Origin of the sequence: Hyalangium sp. (assembly GCF_045802625.1) — a bacterium.
Lineage (GTDB): Bacteria > Myxococcota > Myxococcia > Myxococcales > Myxococcaceae > Hyalangium.
The window spans coordinates 27,130-43,903 of the sequence record NZ_JBJMQP010000065.1; the positions used below are offsets into that span (position 1 = coordinate 27,130).

Genomic DNA, 16,774 nt, shown 5'->3' on the forward strand with positions numbered 1-16,774 from the left:
GCCTTACGCCCCCCGAGCCGTGTCACCCCTGCCCTACTTGGCGATCAGCAGCAGCAGGCCTCGGCCGCACACGCTGTAGTTGGTGAACTCGCCGCCGATGAGCCCCTCGGAGCCGGGGGCCGCCACCTGGCTGGGCCCTTCCGCCCAGGTGCAGGTGTCCGTCACCCGGTACCAGGTCTTCCCATTGCCCGGCCACGGCAGCACGAAGTTCACCGCGCCCGACCAGCCGTTGTAGGCCACGTAGAGGGCGCTGGCCGTGTCCCCGAGCTCGGAGCCGTCCACGCGGAAGGCGATGGCGTGGTTGTTGCCATCGTTGAAGTACGTCGAGTCCGCCACGTTGCCGTCGGGCTTGAACCAGCGGTGCTGCTCCATCACGTTCGCGTTGTTGTCCACCGTGCTGTAGAAGTTCGCCGGCCGCAGCGCCGGGTGGGCCTTGCGGAACGCGATCAGCCCCTGGGCGAACGACTTGAAGTTCGTCTGGTTGGAGTCCAGCGTGTAGTTCAGCCAGTTGGCGCTCGAGTCCAGGTTGTACGCGTTGTTGTTGCAGGACTGGGTGCGCAGGAACTCGTCGCCGCCGGTGAGCATGGGCGTGCCGGCGCTGAGCATCAGGAAGGCCAGGCCGTTGCGCGCCGCCTTGCGCTGATCCGCCGCCACACCCGCCTGGTCCCAGCTGTTGTTGTTGTCCTCGCCGCCGTCCGAGGGCCCATACGGCCACGCCTGGGTGTTGTTCTTCACGTTGCAGGAGTAGAGGTCCTTCATCGTGAAGCCGTCGTGCGCCACCATGAAGTTGATGGAGTTCTGCGGCTTGCGCCCATCATCCCCGTACAGGTCCGACGAGCCCGTGAAGCGCGTGGCGAGCTGCCCGGGCGTCACCACCGCCGAGCCCAGCTTGTTCTGATCCTGGCGGAACGTGTCGCGGAAGATGCCGTTCCACTCGCCCCAGGTGCCCGGGAAGTTGCCCACCTGGTACGAGTTGCCGCCAATGGCCCACGGCTCGGCGATGAAGTCCGTGCCCGAGCCGCCCGCGGCCGGCCGCGGCGCCAGGTCGCGCATGATGCGGTTGATCGCGTTGGCGCTGTTGGTCTTGTCGTAGTTGTAGCAACCGTGCTGGCAGGTGTTTCCGAGCACCGAGGCCAGATCGAACCGGAAGCCATCCACCCCGAGCGTGTCCCGCCAGTACGCCAGCGAGTTGACGATCAGATCCTGCGCCACCGGGTTGAAGGTGTTGTAGTTGCCGCCCACGCCGGTGTTGTCGTAGTTGAACTGCATGTCCGACGTGAGGCTGTAGTACGTGGGGTTGTCCAGGCCGCGGAACGACAGGACGTTGTAGGTGCTCGAGTCGTTGGCGTTCCAATTCCCGCCCTCGCCCGTGTGGTTGTAGACCACGTCGATGAAGACCTTGATGCCGTTGTCGTGGAAGGCCTTCACCATCGCCTTGAACTCGCGCGTGGGGCCGCCCGCCGTCTTGTCGGACGAGTACCGCCGATCCGGCGCGAAGTAGTTCAACGTCATGTAGCCCCAGTAGTTGTCTCCCGCGGTGCTGGCCACCAAGTCGTTGGTGTCGTTCTGCGTCTCCTGCACGGGCAGGAACTCCACCGCCGTCACGCCGAGCGCCGCCAGCGCCGCGGCCTTCTGGCCCGCGCCCTGGTAGGTGCCCTGGGAGGCCGCGGCAATGCTCGGGTCCTGCTTGGTGAGGCCGCGGACGTGGACCTCGTAGATGACGTCATCCTTGAGCGAGCGCGTGGGCTTGGTGCCAATGGACTGGGTGTCCCCGGCCAGCACGATGCCCTTGGGCGCCTTCGCGCCGCTGTCGAGGTTGCGGTAGGTGGGCCCCGAGGCGAACACCGTGCCGTCCGTGTTGCTGGCGTTCGTCGGATCGTGGCTCATCTCCAGCGCGTAGGGATCCAAGAGCAGCTTGTTGGGGTTGAAGCGGTTACCGCTCGCGTCGACGTCCGAGATGAAGCCGACACCCGAGCCCTTGGTCCAGCTCGTGCTGTACGGCCAGTTCGGGCCCCACGCGCGGTAGCCGTAGTACACGGTGCCAGTGACGCCGTAGGTGGTCTGCAGCGTGGAGACCGAGACCGTCTTCGACCAGATGTTCGTGGTCGTGTCCTTGGTCATCACGTAGTTCACCACCTCCTGGGCGCCGTACGCGGTCTTGTAGATGTAGAGCTCGATGCGCGTGGCTCGCGAGGAGTAGACATGGAAGTTGATGTTGGACTTCGTCCCGTCGTAGCTGGCGCCCAGCGTCCAGGTCACCGCGGCCTGTTGCTGGACGGCGGGGTTCGCCAGCTCGTCGGCGAGCAGGGAAGCGTTGGGATCCGAGGTACCGCAAGCTGCCAGCACCACGGCAATGCTGGCGGCGAGGAGGGGGCGCCACCGCAGGAGCCCAAAGGCCCCTCGGGGGATGTCAGTGGCAGTTCGCATGGGTTCAGCTCCGGCGCGGCTCAGTCGGCGCTACGAGCGGGCCCGCGCTTGCCCGTAGAGCGACCTTCCAGCACTTCCGAGGCAACGGAGTCAACGCGTCCAGCCTGGGAAGAGCCGAATTGTCATGCGGGGGGTTCCATGGTCGTCTGGGACCCAGGAGGCATGGCGCAGTGCGTGGGGAATGATCGAGCCTCGAAAAACGTAGGCTTGACAGTGGCGGGAGCGGTCGATACAAGGCCGCCTCGTTGAAACGGCGGACGCCCAGGGCGGATAGCTCAGCGGTAGAGCGTCGCCCTTACAAGGCGAGGGTCACAGGTTCGATCCCTGTTCCGCCCATGGTTGTGGGGAGTTAGTTCAGTTGGTTAGAACGCCGGCCTGTCACGCCGGAGGCCACGGGTTCAAGTCCCGTACTCCTCGCCAATAGAAGGGCCTGGAATCGAGAGGGAAACCTCAAAGATTCCAGGCCCTTCGTCTTTTCAGCGCTCGGGCTTCTCCTTCGGCGCGATCTCCGTCTCCAGGATGTCTCCAGAAATCCGGGAGGCCGCCTCATCGAGCAGGCTGATCGCCGCGTCCTTCGCTGCCGGGCTCAGGTGCATGTAGCGCTGGGTGGTGGAGAGGTTCTCGTGCCCGGCCAGCTCTTGGATGGCCTTGGCGGGCGCTCCTCGCATCGCCAGCCGTGAGCAGAAGGTGTGCCGGAGGACGTGGAGCGCTCGTGTCACCTGGCCGACCAGCCAGGACGTCAGCGGGGATGACCGCCAAGATCCTTATGCCGAGAAGCGTGCAGCTTTAACGGGTGACACTCACGGAGCAGAAGGTGAAGGCGCCGTGCCGCGAGCACACGCCAGTCCCCCTCCGGCAGGACGAGCAGCAGGCGCGAGCTGAGGCCCAGCAATGCCAGGAAAAGAAGGCTCGTCTCCAGGCCGAGTGCAGAGCATAGGCGGCATTGAGCATAGGCGGCATGGGAGCCCTGTTGTGGGCGAGGGCCGGGGTAGGTGGTCGTCCAGGAGGGCCGCGCGACACGCATTGGACGGTGCAGGAGGGCTCGGAGGAGGCCCGCCCGTCGCGCTCCAGACATACCCCTCCCCTGCGCAGGCAACCGGTCGCCTTGGGCTCCGCGAGAGAGTGCATCCCTCAGCCGTGCGTCACTCCTACAACGCCTGCTGGGCTGGCCCGATGGCAGGTGCCTGGGGTGGGGGCAGCTCGGGCCAGGTGCAGGTGGCAAAGAATGCGCCGGATGACGCTGCCCTGGGTGAGCTACGCCAGCACCCGCCGCCTTCCTCCGCACCTCGGGCAGTAGAAGACGTCCACTGCGAACGTCTTGCGCAGCAACCCCGCCCAATCCAGCCTCCAGGCGCGCTGACGCTTCCGGCACATGGCCCGAGCTGACGCATCTGAAGCTGGTGCCTCCTCCTCGCCCGGGGCCGCCGCCGCAGAGAGCAGATCATCTTGATATCCATGGCCGTCTGGGTCGACAAAGCTGTGCGTATACATGAAGCCGTAATCCTCCGGCTTGTCGTAGGTCGAGCTACCCCCGGCGACCGCTCTGGCGACGAGATCATCTACCTGCTCACGGCTCTCGCAACTCAGCGTGAGCAAAACCTCGACGGCCTTGCTTGTATCGCAGATGTCTTTGGGCGTGAAGCCACGAAACTTGGCGTGCGTAAGCAACATAACAAGACAAGAATCGTGTCGCTGACGAGACCGGGAGGTTGATGATGATTTGTTTGCTCATGGATTTCTCTGTTGTGTCGTAGGTTATGATATGTAGCTCACCGCGCTCCGACAAGGAACCGGGCAGGTAGGATGCCCCTTGCCTACCTGCGACGGCAACCTCAGGGGCGGGAGCAGAACCGGAACTGGGAACGGGCCCTGAAGACCGAAACAGACACACTGCGGCGCAAGTGCACGAACTCTCTCTCCTTCTGCTCTCCGCAACCCCTGACTACGAATCAGGCCTAGCCTGTCACCCCGGGTGCTGCTGGTGGAGAGAGTCAGCCAAGCCCCCGTCACGGATGCGAGCGCCCATGGGCAGCGTTGTGAGCCCGCGGTGATTGCAATAGGAGCACATTGGAGCGAGCATGGACCGGCGTGCAGGGCTGTCTGTATACTGAGGTCTCCGCTTCCCAGATGATCGCCACAGGACGCGGGCCTATTGCGCTTGAAAGGGGCGCCAACCCAATGCCCACCATCAACAAGGCAGTCAATATCCAGCAAGTCCTCGTGCGTCTCCTTGAGATCCATTCAGAGACGAAGGAGCTGCTCAATGATTTTTTGGACGCGAAGAAAAAGGATGCGAACGTGGACAAGCTCGTTCAGAAAGCCAACGCATGGGTCACTGAGCTTGGCGACGCGATGGATAAGATCAACAACCTCGGCAAGGGGAACTCGGAGGCGGCGATCTGCGAGGACGTACTCGGGGGCAGCGTGGCAACGCTGCTGCACATCCGGGATACCTACAAGCCCAAGGGGTTGTTGCAGAATAACAATGTTCTCAACGTCAGTCCGATCGATCTATCGCCCCGCATGCAGGACTTGATTGCGGCCTACAAGGAAGACACCGCGGAGGACCGGGTCTGGGGTGGCGACCTCGAGGCGCACACGGTGGCTGACGTCCTCCAGTTCCGATGCAAGGTCTTCACCGTTTCGGACCAGAGGTTCACCTACGTCACGACGGTGGGCAGGCCGGGCGACGAGATGGCTTATTGGAGTCTGCTCCACCGGGGCAATCACTATGACGTGGTAAAGAGAGACATCCAGGGCGACGAGGCCTTTAACCTAACCTGGGTCGAAGACATCGCGCCCGACGGTAACTGCCTGTATGCCTCAATGCAGCGGATCTACATCCGTTGTTTCCGCACAGCCTCGCCGGATCTGGCGCACCTCCGGCAGGCGGTGAGGGCACGCATTTCCGACGAGGACGTGCGAATCGCCATCACCGCGATCGCCATCAGCCGGGAATGGAGCGGCGTCGGCCCGCGGCTGGGAGCGCTTCTCGACGAGATTGCGGGCAAAACCATGAACCATACCAATCAGGCCCCGCGCCGCGCGGAGTTGCTTTGGGCTCTGTCTGTGATGATCCTGGCTTTTGCCAAGAAACAGGGAGGCAAGGCAGAAGAAGTACAGGCCATGAACCTCGACGGTCAGATCGTGGTCGCATCGAACAGCGCGGTCGAGGTCGGTGCCATCGCCGATGCACTCATGCCGAAGAGGCGCGAGGAGGTGAAGATTGAGAAGCAGTTCGACGAACTATGGAATGAACAGAACGTGGAATCGCTGCAGAAGGGGGTATTCAAGGGTTTCACAGAGCGGCTGAAAGTGGTGCTCGATGCCTATTCACGTGAATGCCCAATGGTTCATTCTAAGAAGGACCCCAAGAAAGCGCACGAGTGGTTCCAACCGGGCGACCGAGAAGCGCTGTACATTTTGGAAATCCCTGATGGAAATGCATATATCAAAGTGCATGCGGAGCAAAAGCTGCTCGTGGCGCTCGCAACCCGCCTGAAGAACGGCCAAAGACCCAGGCGCAATGTGGTCTTCTGGGGAACCAAGCCCCCGTGCGACGCCTGCCGCAAGGTATTCGAGAAATTCCAGGAGGTGTTCGCGAAGGAGCTCGGGCCTGCAAGGCTCATCTACAGCCCCTACGCGGGCCGGAAGACCGAGGGTATCGACATCGGGGAAGAACTCGAGAAAGGCGACAAGAAGGTCTATGCGTTGGATGTTGAGAAGCTTGCGAAGGACTGACCGGAACGGACTCGTGCTGGCTGCGAGCCGGTCCAACTGACGTTCCAGGCGTTCATGGAGCAGTTGCTCTCAGCAACTTCCGACAATGAATCAGGCCTGCCCTGCATCCCTTGCGTCGACACGATCATCCGGGGCGCGTGCTGGGTGTACGTGGGTGCCATGATGCCCCCTGCGGCAACAACGCTTTCGACTGGGAGGGCAAGTGCTACAACCCGCCTCAACAGCCCACCTCGAATCCGCCGGATTGAAGAACTGCTTGGACGGTCCCCCGCCCTGGCTTCCGGGGCCCGGTAGCGAAGCAGGCATGCGTCAGCTCCGACCCTTAGTTCGAGTTTCGCAGTTTTGAAGCCGGTCACGCGGCCACCGCCCGCAGGGTATCAGGCAGCAGGACCAGGAGGTTTTGACGCTCCAGGGTGCCGGCCGGGGTCGCAGAAACCGGCGGCCGCAGGCATGCGTAACGAAGGGTGGCAAGTATGTCGGCGAAGGAAGGGCGCACCTTGTGGTAGTACCAAGGAGAAGGGCCCGGAATCGCAAGGTTCCGGGCCTTTCGCTTTTCCCTAGCACACCATCCATCGCCTCGGCCTTCACGGCAAGGTCGGCGCTTGCCTCGTCAGCGCCCACCCATCAGCGGCCAGGCTTCATGGGACGACGCGGGGCTACCCGCCCACTGTCCTCGGCGATGGGAACGAACCCACCGCCGGGCGGAATGGAGCCCGCGCAAGACTTCCCGCAGCGTCTCCTGCTGATTGGCCAGGTGGAGCAGGTAGCGCCACGGCGGCCCTCCCCGGCGATTCAACAGGGCGTAGGCAAAGGATGTGGCGTGTTGATGGACGTGGCTCGGAACGCGCTCGAACCACTCGGCGCTCATGCGCGCCGCATTCTGCAGAGGGTGCAGCGCCGTGCGCCGCTCCTCGTCATAGGCCTCGAGTGCGGCTTGAAGGTCCGCGCTGTCCCGCAGCTTCCCGGCGAGCCCAATCGCATCCTGGATGGCGAGCTTCGTCCCTGAGCCAATCGAGAAGTGCGTCGTGTGGGCCGCGTCGCCCATGAGCGCCACATTGCCGTGGTACCAACGCTCGTTGGTGAGGCGCCTGAAGTTGCGCCACTGCGCCTTGCTGTGGCCACGCATCTGGTTGATCAGCGAATGGCCCGCGAGGTGGCGCTGGAAGATGTCCTCCAAACGCCTGAGGGTCTCCTCGGAGCCGAGCGCGTCGAAGCCCAGCCCCCTCCACGTCTCCGGCGAGCACTCGACGATGCAGGTGCTGGTCTCGCCATTGAAGCGGTAGGCATGGAACCAGATCCAGCCGGCCGCGGTCTCCTCGAAGGCGAACGTGAAGGCATCAAACACCTTGTCCGTGCCGAGCCAGATGTACTTGTTCCTCCCCTCCTCGATGTTCGTCTGGAAGTGGGGGCCATGAAGCTGGCGCACCTGGCTGTTGGCGCCATCGCTCGCGATGATCAAGTCAGCGTCAGCGAACTCGGACAAGTCCTGGGCCTCGCACTGGAACCGGACGTCCACGCCCAGGCTCACCGCTCGCCGGGTCAGGATCTCCAACAGACGATCGCGCCCCAGGCTGAACCCGAATCCGCCGACGTATGACGCCTGCTGGCCTCGGAGATACACCTCCTGCGTATCCCAGCGGGCCGCAGCTTGCGCTATCTCCCTCGCACTCGCGGGATCGTTCCGGAAGAGAGCGTCCAGCAGGTCCTCCCAGAACACGACGCCCCAGCCATACGTCACCCCGGCCGGATTGCGCTCGAGCACGGTGATGTCGTGATTGCGATGGGACAGCTTCGCCAGGATGGAGAAGTACAGCCCCGCGGGGCCACCACCGACACAGACGATTCTCACGGGCTCTCCTCCTGCTTCCGCGGCTGGCTGGCAGCGCTCCGTGCAGCGCGGGCGGCCAAAGGTTGAGCCTCTGACGCTGAGGATCAACCTGCCCCCGAAGGAGGGGGCGGTGTTCGCCAGTGATGACGGCCCGGTCAGGCGCCGCGCCGCGCGCTCCCCCCGGCCAGCAGGGGGACGAGATCGACACCGCGCCAGAGCCGCTCGCGCATCTCTCGCGAGTCCGCCAGCGCACGCGCTCCCCGGGGAGTGACGGCGAACAGCCGCCGGGAACCTCCGGCGCCCGCTTCGCCTCGCTCCGACGCGGCCAGCCCCTTCGCCTCGAGCCGATCCAGCGTGGCGTACACCGCGCCGATCGTCACCTCGCGGCCCGTCACCTGCTCCAACTCCCGGCGAACGGCCATTCCGTAGGCGCCGCCTTCGTCGGGCGCACGCCCGGTGCGCACCACGGCCAGCAGCACCTGCTCCTCGAAGGTGCCCAGGGGCGCGTCGGACGTCGTGCTGGATGGGGACGGCACGGGGGTTCCTCCTCTTGCGACGACGGTCAACAGCGGGTGGGACGGGCGGGACTCTATCCCTCGCGGAACACGGCGGCGGGATCCAAGCGGCTGGCGCGCAGAGCGGGCAGCAGCGCCGCGGCGACGCCGACGGCCAGCAGCGCCAGGGTGGCCCCCGCGAGCGACAACGGGTCCACCGCGCTCACCCCGTACAGGAACGCGGAGAGCAACCCCGCCAGGACGAGCGCCGCGGCGGTGCCGATCACGCCTCCCAGCAGCACCATCGCTCCCGCCCGGCCCACCACCTGTGCCACCAGGCGTGACGGGCGCAGCCCCAGGGCGATGCGGATCCCGATGTCACGCTGGCGCCGGCGGACGAAGTGGGAGGTGACGCCGTAGACACCGACGGCGCCGAGCGCCACCGCGAGCGCCGTGAGGAGCGCCAGGACCGTCATCACCTGCCGCGCGGGCCCGATCGCCTGCGCGAGCACCGCCTCCAGGGTGGTGGTGCGCTGCACGGCCACAGCGGGAGCGATGCGGCCCAGCTCCCGGCGGGCGTCCTCGAGCAGCGCCGCGGGCTCGTGGCCCGGCTGCGCCCGGAGCACCAGCGTGTGCCGCGTCGGCGTGTAGTCCGCCATCTGCGAGTAGAGCATGTAGCGCGCCGGGACCGGGCCATCCGTGAGCCCCGCCTCCGCCACGTCCTCCACGACTCCGACGACCCGCGGCCACTGTCCACTCCCCGAGGCGATGCGGCGCCCGATGGGGCTCTCTCCGGGGAAGTACTTGGCAGCGAGCGCGTGGTTGATCACCACGACGAACTCCGTGCCCTCCCGGTCGTCGGCGCTCAGCAGACGGCCCTCGAGCAGCTGGATGCCCATCGTCTGGAAATACCCGGGCGTCACCAGCCGCACGTAGGTGGTGCTGGACGGCAGGTCTGGCTTGTCCTCCAGCGCCATGCCCCAGCTGTCGCCAGAGCCTCGCAGGGGCAGCTTCTGGGTGGCGCCCGCCGCTCGGACTCCCGGCAACACCGAGAGCCCCGTCTCCAGATCCGCCACCAGCCGCCGCCGCGCCTCCGGGGCGACGTTCCCCTCCATCACCACATCCAGGACGGCCACGCTGTCGGTGTCCACCCCCGGATCGATCGCGCGCAGGTTCGCCACCGAGCGCACCAGCAGCGCGGCCCCCGCCGTCAGCAGCACCGCGAGCGCCACCTGCGCCACCACCAGCGCTCCCTCGGTCCTTCCCCCGCGTGCGCCAATCCCGCCGGTCCGCGAGCTCGCCAGCGCGCGCTGCGGGTTGGACTTCCGCAGCGAACGAGCCGGCAGCAGCGCCACCCCGAGCGCCGCGGCGAGCGCCAGCACGAGCGCGGCGAAGAAGATGCCCCAGTCCAACGAGCCGTGGGGGGCCAGGGCTCCTAGCGGCAGCGCCTCGGTGAGCACCCGGAAGCCCTGGGCCGCGATCACCGCGCCCACCCCGGAGGCAGCCAGCCCCAACAGGAGCGCCTCGGAGATCAGCTGCTGCGTCATCCGGCGGTTGTCGGCACCGAGCGCCATGCGGACCGCCAGCTCCGTGGAGCGGCTGTCCACCTGCCCCAGCATCAAGGCAGCGACGTTGGCGCATGCGATGAGCAGCAGCGCCGCCATGGCCGCGAGCGTGGCGAGCAACGGCAACTGGAGGGGCCCCAGCAGGTGCTCGCGAAGAGGCGTCAGGGCGGGCGCTCGCGTCTTGTCCCATTGCGCCGGGTAGTGGAAGCGCTCGCCCAGACGCGAGGCCAGGCGCTGCATGGCCAGGCTGAGCGCGGGGCCCTCTGTCCCAGGCGCGCGCCGTCCCACCAGCGCGTAGTTGCCGGAGCCGTCCTCTTCGTTCTGTGGCTCCGCCACCCAGGCGCGCACCGTCGGGTTCGGGAACCAGAAGTCCCTCGGCATCACGCCCACCACCGTGTACGCGCTCCCATCCAGCTCCAGCGTGCTTCCCACCAGCGACGGCTGGCCGCCGAGCTCCTCGAAGAGCGCGTGGCTGATCACCACCACCGGCGCGGCACCCGGGCGATCCTCGTTGGGCTCGAAGCCGCGACCGAGCTCGGGGCGCCTGCCGAGCACGTCAAAGAGTCCGGCGGTCGTGCGCACGGCCGACACCAGCTCTGGAGATGCCTCTGGCCCTCGCCGCAGCGGGAGCTCCTGTAGGTAGTAGGCCGCGACGGAGCTGAAGCCGGACCAGTCGGGCGACAGGTAGAGGAACTCCCGCTCGGACCAGTCGCCATTGTCCCAGAACAGGCCCAGCTGCTTCTCGGCGGCATACGGCAGCTTCGTCAGCAGCAGCCCTCGCACCAGCCCGAACGCCGCCGCCGTCCCGCCGATGCCGAGCGCCAGTGTGAGGATCGCCAGCAGCGCGTAGGTCGGACGCGAGCGCAGCCGGCGCGCCGCGTACCGCAGATCCATGATGAAGCTCTCCATCCGAGGCCCTCCAGGCCGAAGACGGCTGGAGGCAGGCTCGAAGCCCGTCCAGCCGCGCGAGAACGTCCGCCGCACCAGCGGCGGCACCGAGCCGAGCACCTGCCTCCACAGCCACGCGCGCGCGGCCCGGCGGCCCTCTCGGGCCTCCCGAGCCGTGAACTCGGCGGAGAGCTCGGCCAGCACCTCGTCCCGCTCGGCGTACGGAAGCCACGCCCGCAGCAGCACCAGAGGCAGACGGGGCACCTGCTGGGGGCCTCCCTTCCTCGGGATGGACTGCGACACGCGCACCTCCACTCGCTGGCGGGACCCTGATTACTACAATGTAGAATACGGGGCCAGCGGAGGACGATTGCGTGGGGATTTCGAGAGCCCGACTTCTCAGGACTCTGGCTGAGGAAGTCTAGGCGACCGGCTTGCCCTCATAGGCGCGCTTGAGGGCCGCGATGTCGATCTTGCCCATCTGCATCATCGCCTTCATGACGCGGCCGGCGGCCTCTTGGTTGGCATCCTTCAGCAGCCTGGGGAGGATGCGCGGGACGATCTGCCATGAGACACCGAACCGGTCCTTGAGCCAACCACACGGCCCCGGCGAGCCGCCCCCTTGCGTCAGCGCCCAGATAAGCAGGCGGGGCGTTGAGCCTCAAGCCGTGGGCTCGCTACCGGCGTTTGAGGGCCACGAAGGTGTCGTACTGCGTGCCTTCGAGCGTCCTCGGCTCCAGGCGCGCCTCCAGCCCCACCTCCTGGAAGAGCCGCAGCCACGTGGCCCTTGAGTGCAGGCCGCAGTGGTGCGTGTCGTGCACGGAGCGCACGCTCCCATCCCGCTCCTGCAACAGCATCGCGAAGTGGGTCACCGAGAAGCTCGCGCCCGGCTCCGGTGGCAGCGTCCACATCAGGTAGCGCAACGAGCGCGCACGCCCCTCCGGGCTCGCCGGCTCGTCTCCCCCCTCGATGTGCGCATCCGCCGCGAAGGTCTCTCGCGTGGCATCCGGTGCCACCAGCGCCACCCCGCCGGGCCGCAGGTGCGTGGCCACCGTCTCCAGCGCCGCCCGCAGGTCCGCCTCCGTGGTCATGTACTCCACGGCATCGTGCACGAACACGGCGTCGAACTCGCGGCCCAGGCGCACCGTCCGCATGTCGCCCGGGAGGTGCTCGCACTCGGGGTTCAGCGCGCGGCTCACCTTGCGCATCCCCTCGGAGGGCTCCACCAGCGTGAGCGTGAACTCGCTCTTCAGGTGGCTGGCGTTGTTGCCGCCGCCACTGCCCAGCTCGAGCACGTTCTTCAGCGGCCCGGCCGCGGCGGACCGGAAGAGCCGGAGATATTCGTCCGCCTCTTCGCGATAGTCGGCCGGGGCCGAGACCAACGGCCACCACTCGGCCAGCTCTTCATAGAGTTTCATGACAGCGCCCCTCGAGCGTGCTCACTCAGAGCTGGCCGCATCCTCGGATGGCTCCTCGGCCTCGCGCTGCGCCTCGGCCTCGCGCTGCGCCTGAGCCTCGCGCTGCTTCGCCTGGGCGGTGACCTTCTTGCGCTCCAACATCTTCAGCTGCCGCTGCTCCTTCCGGCGTTTGCGCAGCTCCTGCAGCGCGTCCAGCCCACGGATGAGCAGATCCCTCCAGGTGGAGTGCCGGGCCCGAGGCAGCTCCCGGCTGTTCAGGCCCCACTTCTGGCGCGCGAGCATCTTCGCGTCGTAGCCGAAGAGCGCCTCGTAGAAGCCCTCCCAGTGATCGCCGCTGTAGGTGCACACGAACTGGCGGATCGCCCCCTCCTCCAACCCCCGCAGGCGCATGGAGCGCAGCATCTGCTCCACCTGGCTGATCGGCGGCCGGCGCTCGGCCTCCACCTTGCGGTCCACGAAGACGTAGAAGCCGATGGCGAACAACAGCCCCAGCCCCAGCAGGAACACCGTGGGCAGCAGCAGCTGGAAGTGCGAGAGGCCATACAACACGCCTCCCAGCACCAGCGCCCAGATCCCCCACGTCACCAGCGGCGCCTGGAAGACGTACTGGCGGAAGCGCAGGAAGAGCGCCCCCTTCTCGAACAGCCCTCGGGTGACGAAGGAGCCCACCCACGCGGCCGCGGTGAAGCCCGCCACCGCCACCCCGAACGGGGAGAACTTCCACTCGAGCAGCCCGGTGACGACCGCCGACAAGGCCGTGAACAGGAGCACCAGCCACCGGCGCCGCCGCGCCCAGCGCGCCTCGTTGTACTCCTGGACGCACTGCTCCAGCAGGTTGGCGTGCTGCTCGCGCGGAGAGAACGTCGAGGTGCCCTCGAAGCCCAGGAACGACTCGAGCGCCTGGATCACCTCGCCCATGCTCTGGAACCGCTCGTCGGGGCGCTTGGCCATCATCCGCATGACGATGGCCGACAGCGTCTCGGGCACCTGCGCGTTGCGCTTGTTGGGCGGCACCGCCGGCTCTTTGACGTGCATCTCCATCACCGTGGACACCGAGTCCGCCAGGAACGGAGCCCTCCCGGTGAGCAGGTGATAGAGCGTGCACCCCAGCGAGTAGATGTCCGCCCGCGAATCCACCTTGGACGAGTTCTCCACCTGCTCCGGCGCCATGTAGGCCGGCGTCCCCATGGCGTACTCCTGGGGATTCTTGCCGATATAGGTGACCGGGCTCTGGCTCCCGGACTGGGACCGGCGAGAGCGCGCGCTCTTGGCGAGCTTCACCAGCCCCATGTCCGCCACCTTGACGATGCCGTTGTTGTTGAGCAGCAGGTTGTCCGGCTTGATGTCCCGGTGGACCATGCCCCGCTCGTGGGCGAACTTGAGCCCGCGCGCCGCCTGGAGCACGTAGCCCGTGGCCTCCTCGGGCTCCAGCGCGCCCGCGCGCTTGAGCAGCGTCTGCAGGCTCTGCGCGTCCACGTACTCCATGCTGAAGAAGTGGTACTGCTTGTCCGAGCCGCAGTCGTGGATCTGCACGATGTTGTGGTGGATGAGCTGCGCGGCGGCGAAGGCCTCCTGGGTGAAGCGGTAGACGAACTGCGGATCCGTGGCGAAGCCGGGCCGGAGGATCTTCACGGCCACCTCGCGATCCAGCGAGAGCTGCGAGGCCAGCCACACGGTGCCCATGGCCCCCGCGCCGATCCTCTTGATGAGCTGGTAGCCGCCCAGCTTCATGCCCTCGGCCAGCTCGTTGGCATCCTCCGACTGCTGGACGATCACCGCCGGCTCGGGCTCGGGCGGCTCGGTCTTCAGGGAGCCTGGCAGGGTGGTGGAGACGCCTTCCCAGTCGCCCTCGCCTTCCGGCTGCGCTTCGGGCTCCGGCTCCGGCTCCGGCTCCGGCTTCAGGCGAGGCTGGGGCGCCTTCCCCCCAGAGGCCGCCGGGAGCCGCGCCTCCTGCCGCGAGCTCGCCACGGGGAGGGGCTCGGGGACCCTGGCGATGACCGTGGGCTCGACAGGGGGCGTGGGCAGCACATCGTCCGTCTCCTCGAGCGTGGGGAAGGGCACCATGACGGTGCGCTCGACAGGCACCAGCCCTTCGTCGTCCTCGTGGGGATCCCCCGGCAAGGTGCTGAAGGGGGACTCATCGGCGGCGTTGGCTCCCGGCCGAGAGGCGGTGGGAGCGCCAGGCTGGGTGGACACCGCGGCCGCCGCCTCCTTCCCCGCCTGGGAGGGCCGGACGGCCAGCTGCGAGGAGGTGAGCTTCCTCTCACTGGGTTGAGCCTGAACGGCCAGCTGCGAGGAGGTGGACCTCCTCACGTCGGCGGAGGACTCCGAGGCTTTGGACCGGGCCGACGTGAGCTTGCGCTCGCCGGTCTGGGTGCGAGCCCCTCCGGCCTGCGGCGGCTTGGCGGGCGTGAGCTTGCGCTCGCCCGTCCGAGTACGCGCGGCGCCCTCCCTCGGCTTCTCAACCGGGGCGGGGGCAATGAGGGTCTTGTCTTTCGCCTCGGGGGGCGGCTTCTCCTCCTCGTCCATCGGGGCGGGAGTCTCCTCATCATCGTCCGAGGCAACCACGCGCTCGGAATTGCTCAGGCACCAAGTCCTGAAGATCTCTGCGGCAGGAGTTGGAGCCTAGCACAGCCCTCCCGGGCATCGCCCAGCCACCCCTCCTGCCCTCCGGGCCGTTCCTTCGTGCTCAAACGAATCCAGGTGGGATAGATCCTCGGTGGATCCTGGGGCGTCGACGTGCCAACAAAGGGCCTGGGCCCGCTCGGAGGACGAGTCGGAGGACGATGGACTGGTGGAGTCAACACGGGGCGAAGACACGCCTCGTCATGCTGGGGTTGCTGCTGGCGCTGCCGGGACGGGCCTCCGCCGAGGAGCCGGCTCGCCGCAACCCTTCCCTCGTGTTCAGCGGCAACGTCGTCATGATCGACGAGGTCTACCTGGCGATCCTGGATCTGCCGCCGGACTTCGTGGCCGACAAGAGCGGAGCGGCCCTGGTGCGCTCCCGGCTGCTGACGTTCCTGCACCGCGCGGGGTACGAGCTGGCGCGCGTGGAGACCGCGGCGGAGGACGGCCGCATCATCGTGGACATCGACGAGGGCCGGGTCGAGAAGATCGTCCTGCGCGGCCAGAGCTCGCTGCGCACGGTGCAGGTGCTGATCCGGCTGAGCCTGCCCCAGAACGTCTTCAACCGCCCCTACCTGGAGCGCCAGCTGGCGAACCTGCGCGCCGAGAGTGGTGTGGAGGTGGAGCACTACGAGCTGGTGCACACCACCGAGGTGAAGCACATCGGGCCACAGGTGGAGGACCTGGGCCCGATCGTCAATGAGCTGGGCCAGTTCGTGGGCCACCCGCTCATCCCGCCCCAGGCCGACTATGAGCTGCACATCGTCTTCAAGCAGCGCGAGTGGTCCACGGGGCTGGGCCTGGTCGCCGTGTTGAGCGGCGTGGACGGGCTGCGGCTGGGGCTACAGTACCGGGGAGCGAACCTGTGGCGCGCCAATGATCGCTGGAGCGCCAGCGCGCAGGTGGGCTCGAAGATCCGCTCGCGCATCGCCGATGGGCAGGCCTATCCGGCGCTCACCCGCGCGCTCGCGGAGGTGCAGTGGTACACGCCTCCCCTGGCCCTGGGGCTCAGGCCGCTGCTGTTGGCGCGGGGGGATCTCTCCAGCCGCCAGCGCCCCGACATCAACCTCGAGAGCTACATCGCCACCCGGGTGCAGCTCACGGTCGGGTTGAGCTACGACATCTCCCGGAGCGCCACGGTGGCGATCGGCGTGGGAGGGGAAGAGCTGGATGTCTTCGCGCTCCAGCCCGTGAATGGCCTGAGCCTGCCGGCCGGAGTGGGCATGAGCTCGACGCTCAAGCCCTACTTGAGCGGCGGGGCCCTGTTCGTCTTCGACGCCGATGACATCCGCCGCGACCGCCACCATGAGCTGGAGTTCACCGGGCGGCACTACCCGGGGAGCTCCACCCGCGGCTATGGGCTGACCACCTTCCGCTATCAGCACGTGTCCGAGATCGGCTGGCATGACTTGTGGGTCACGAGCAACGGCGCCTGGCTCTGGGGCAACGCGCCCTTCATCGAAGAGCAGCCGGTGGGTGGACAGTACGTGCGCGGCGTCTTCGGCGATCGCTTCTACGCCCGGCATGTCGCCAGCGGCGGGCTCGAGGCGCGCTTCTCGCTGACTCGCGACGTCTACAAGGTCGGCGGCTTCGCGGATGTGGCCGTCTTCGGCCAGCTCGACCGGGACGGTGGCCATGAACACCCCGCGGTGGTCGCCAGCACCGGACCGAGCTTCCACGTGCTCATCGCCGACGCCTTCCAGTTGGATCTCTATTACGCCATCGGGCTCACCGGCGACGGCAAGGTCGACCGGGGCTTCACGGCGTCGCTCAAGCAGGCCTTCTGAC

At 67.1% G+C, this 16,774-nt stretch carries 11 protein-coding genes and 2 tRNA genes; 4 read left to right on the forward strand and 9 right to left on the reverse strand.

Features of this window, described 5'->3' with window-relative positions; genetic code table 11:
* Nucleotides 1-33: 33 nt before the first annotated feature.
* Nucleotides 34-2,427, reverse strand: coding sequence for an alpha-amylase family glycosyl hydrolase (locus ACJ8AT_RS13280; RefSeq protein WP_407738075.1), 2,394 nt, complete (start codon nucleotides 2,425-2,427; stop codon nucleotides 34-36).
* 264 nt (nucleotides 2,428-2,691) lie between these two features.
* On the opposite strand from ACJ8AT_RS13280, the gene ACJ8AT_RS13285 reads away from it, so the two are divergent.
* Both ACJ8AT_RS13285 and ACJ8AT_RS13290 read left to right on the forward strand, forming a co-directional pair.
* Nucleotides 2,692-2,763: transfer RNA gene (locus ACJ8AT_RS13285), tRNA-Val, on the forward strand.
* 7 nt (nucleotides 2,764-2,770) lie between these two features.
* Nucleotides 2,771-2,847, forward strand: a tRNA-Asp gene (locus ACJ8AT_RS13290).
* A 56-nt stretch (nucleotides 2,848-2,903) separates the two neighbouring features.
* Here the strand turns inward: ACJ8AT_RS13290 and ACJ8AT_RS13295 are convergent.
* The gene (locus ACJ8AT_RS13295; RefSeq protein WP_407738076.1) at nucleotides 2,904-3,146 is read right to left on the reverse strand and encodes a tyrosine-type recombinase/integrase; all 243 of its coding nucleotides are present in this window, start codon (nucleotides 3,144-3,146) and stop codon (nucleotides 2,904-2,906) included.
* 535 nt (nucleotides 3,147-3,681) lie between these two features.
* Nucleotides 3,682-4,098, reverse strand: a complete 417-nt coding sequence (locus ACJ8AT_RS13300) for a VOC family protein (RefSeq protein WP_407738077.1) — start codon at nucleotides 4,096-4,098, stop codon at nucleotides 3,682-3,684.
* Between the two features lie 507 nt (nucleotides 4,099-4,605).
* Here ACJ8AT_RS13300 and ACJ8AT_RS13305 point away from each other — a divergent pair.
* Nucleotides 4,606-6,168: an OTU domain-containing protein gene (locus tag ACJ8AT_RS13305; protein ID WP_407738078.1), complete on the forward strand. Its 1,563-nt coding sequence runs from the start codon at nucleotides 4,606-4,608 to the stop codon at nucleotides 6,166-6,168.
* Between the two features lie 610 nt (nucleotides 6,169-6,778).
* Here ACJ8AT_RS13305 and ACJ8AT_RS13310 read toward each other — a convergent pair.
* From ACJ8AT_RS13310 to ACJ8AT_RS13335, 6 genes are all read right to left on the reverse strand, one after another.
* Complete coding sequence (locus ACJ8AT_RS13310; RefSeq protein ID WP_407738079.1) at nucleotides 6,779-8,017, reverse strand: FAD-dependent monooxygenase; 1,239 nt, start codon at nucleotides 8,015-8,017, stop codon at nucleotides 6,779-6,781.
* A gap of 134 nt (nucleotides 8,018-8,151) precedes the next feature.
* Entirely contained in the window at nucleotides 8,152-8,532 is a 381-nt protein-coding gene (locus tag ACJ8AT_RS13315) for a PadR family transcriptional regulator (RefSeq protein ID WP_407738080.1), read from the reverse strand.
* A 53-nt stretch (nucleotides 8,533-8,585) separates the two neighbouring features.
* A complete protein-coding gene (locus ACJ8AT_RS13320) occupies nucleotides 8,586-11,246 on the reverse strand; it encodes an ADOP family duplicated permease (protein ID WP_407738081.1) in 2,661 nt (886 codons plus the stop codon).
* Nucleotides 11,247-11,364: 118 nt separating this feature from the next.
* Nucleotides 11,365-11,589 carry a VOC family protein gene (locus ACJ8AT_RS13325; RefSeq protein WP_407738124.1) on the reverse strand — a complete coding sequence of 75 codons (225 nt, stop codon included), beginning with the start codon at nucleotides 11,587-11,589 and terminating at the stop codon, nucleotides 11,365-11,367.
* Nucleotides 11,590-11,620: 31 nt separating this feature from the next.
* Nucleotides 11,621-12,361 carry a class I SAM-dependent methyltransferase gene (locus tag ACJ8AT_RS13330; protein WP_407738082.1) on the reverse strand — a complete coding sequence of 247 codons (741 nt, stop codon included), beginning with the start codon at nucleotides 12,359-12,361 and terminating at the stop codon, nucleotides 11,621-11,623.
* A gap of 21 nt (nucleotides 12,362-12,382) precedes the next feature.
* Entirely contained in the window at nucleotides 12,383-14,929 is a 2,547-nt protein-coding gene (locus ACJ8AT_RS13335) for a protein kinase domain-containing protein (protein ID WP_407738083.1), read from the reverse strand.
* Nucleotides 14,930-15,147: 218 nt separating this feature from the next.
* On the opposite strand from ACJ8AT_RS13335, the gene ACJ8AT_RS13340 reads away from it, so the two are divergent.
* The gene (locus ACJ8AT_RS13340; protein ID WP_407738084.1) at nucleotides 15,148-16,773 is read left to right on the forward strand and encodes a hypothetical protein; all 1,626 of its coding nucleotides are present in this window, start codon (nucleotides 15,148-15,150) and stop codon (nucleotides 16,771-16,773) included.
* Nucleotide 16,774: the final 1 nt, after the last annotated feature.

Bases quoted from the DNA above. Each gene is read 5' to 3' on its own strand.
- ACJ8AT_RS13280 (WP_407738075.1), bottom strand. From the start codon at position 2,427: ATGCGAACTGCCACTGACATCCCCCGAGGGGCCTTTGGGCTCCTGCGG.
- ACJ8AT_RS13300 (WP_407738077.1), bottom strand. From the start codon at position 4,098: ATGTTGCTTACGCACGCCAAGTTTCGTGGCTTCACGCCCAAAGACATC.
- ACJ8AT_RS13305 (WP_407738078.1), top strand. From the start codon at position 4,606: ATGCCCACCATCAACAAGGCAGTCAATATCCAGCAAGTCCTCGTGCGT.
- ACJ8AT_RS13330 (WP_407738082.1), bottom strand. From the start codon at position 12,361: ATGAAACTCTATGAAGAGCTGGCCGAGTGGTGGCCGTTGGTCTCGGCC.
- ACJ8AT_RS13340 (WP_407738084.1), top strand. From the start codon at position 15,148: ATGGACTGGTGGAGTCAACACGGGGCGAAGACACGCCTCGTCATGCTG.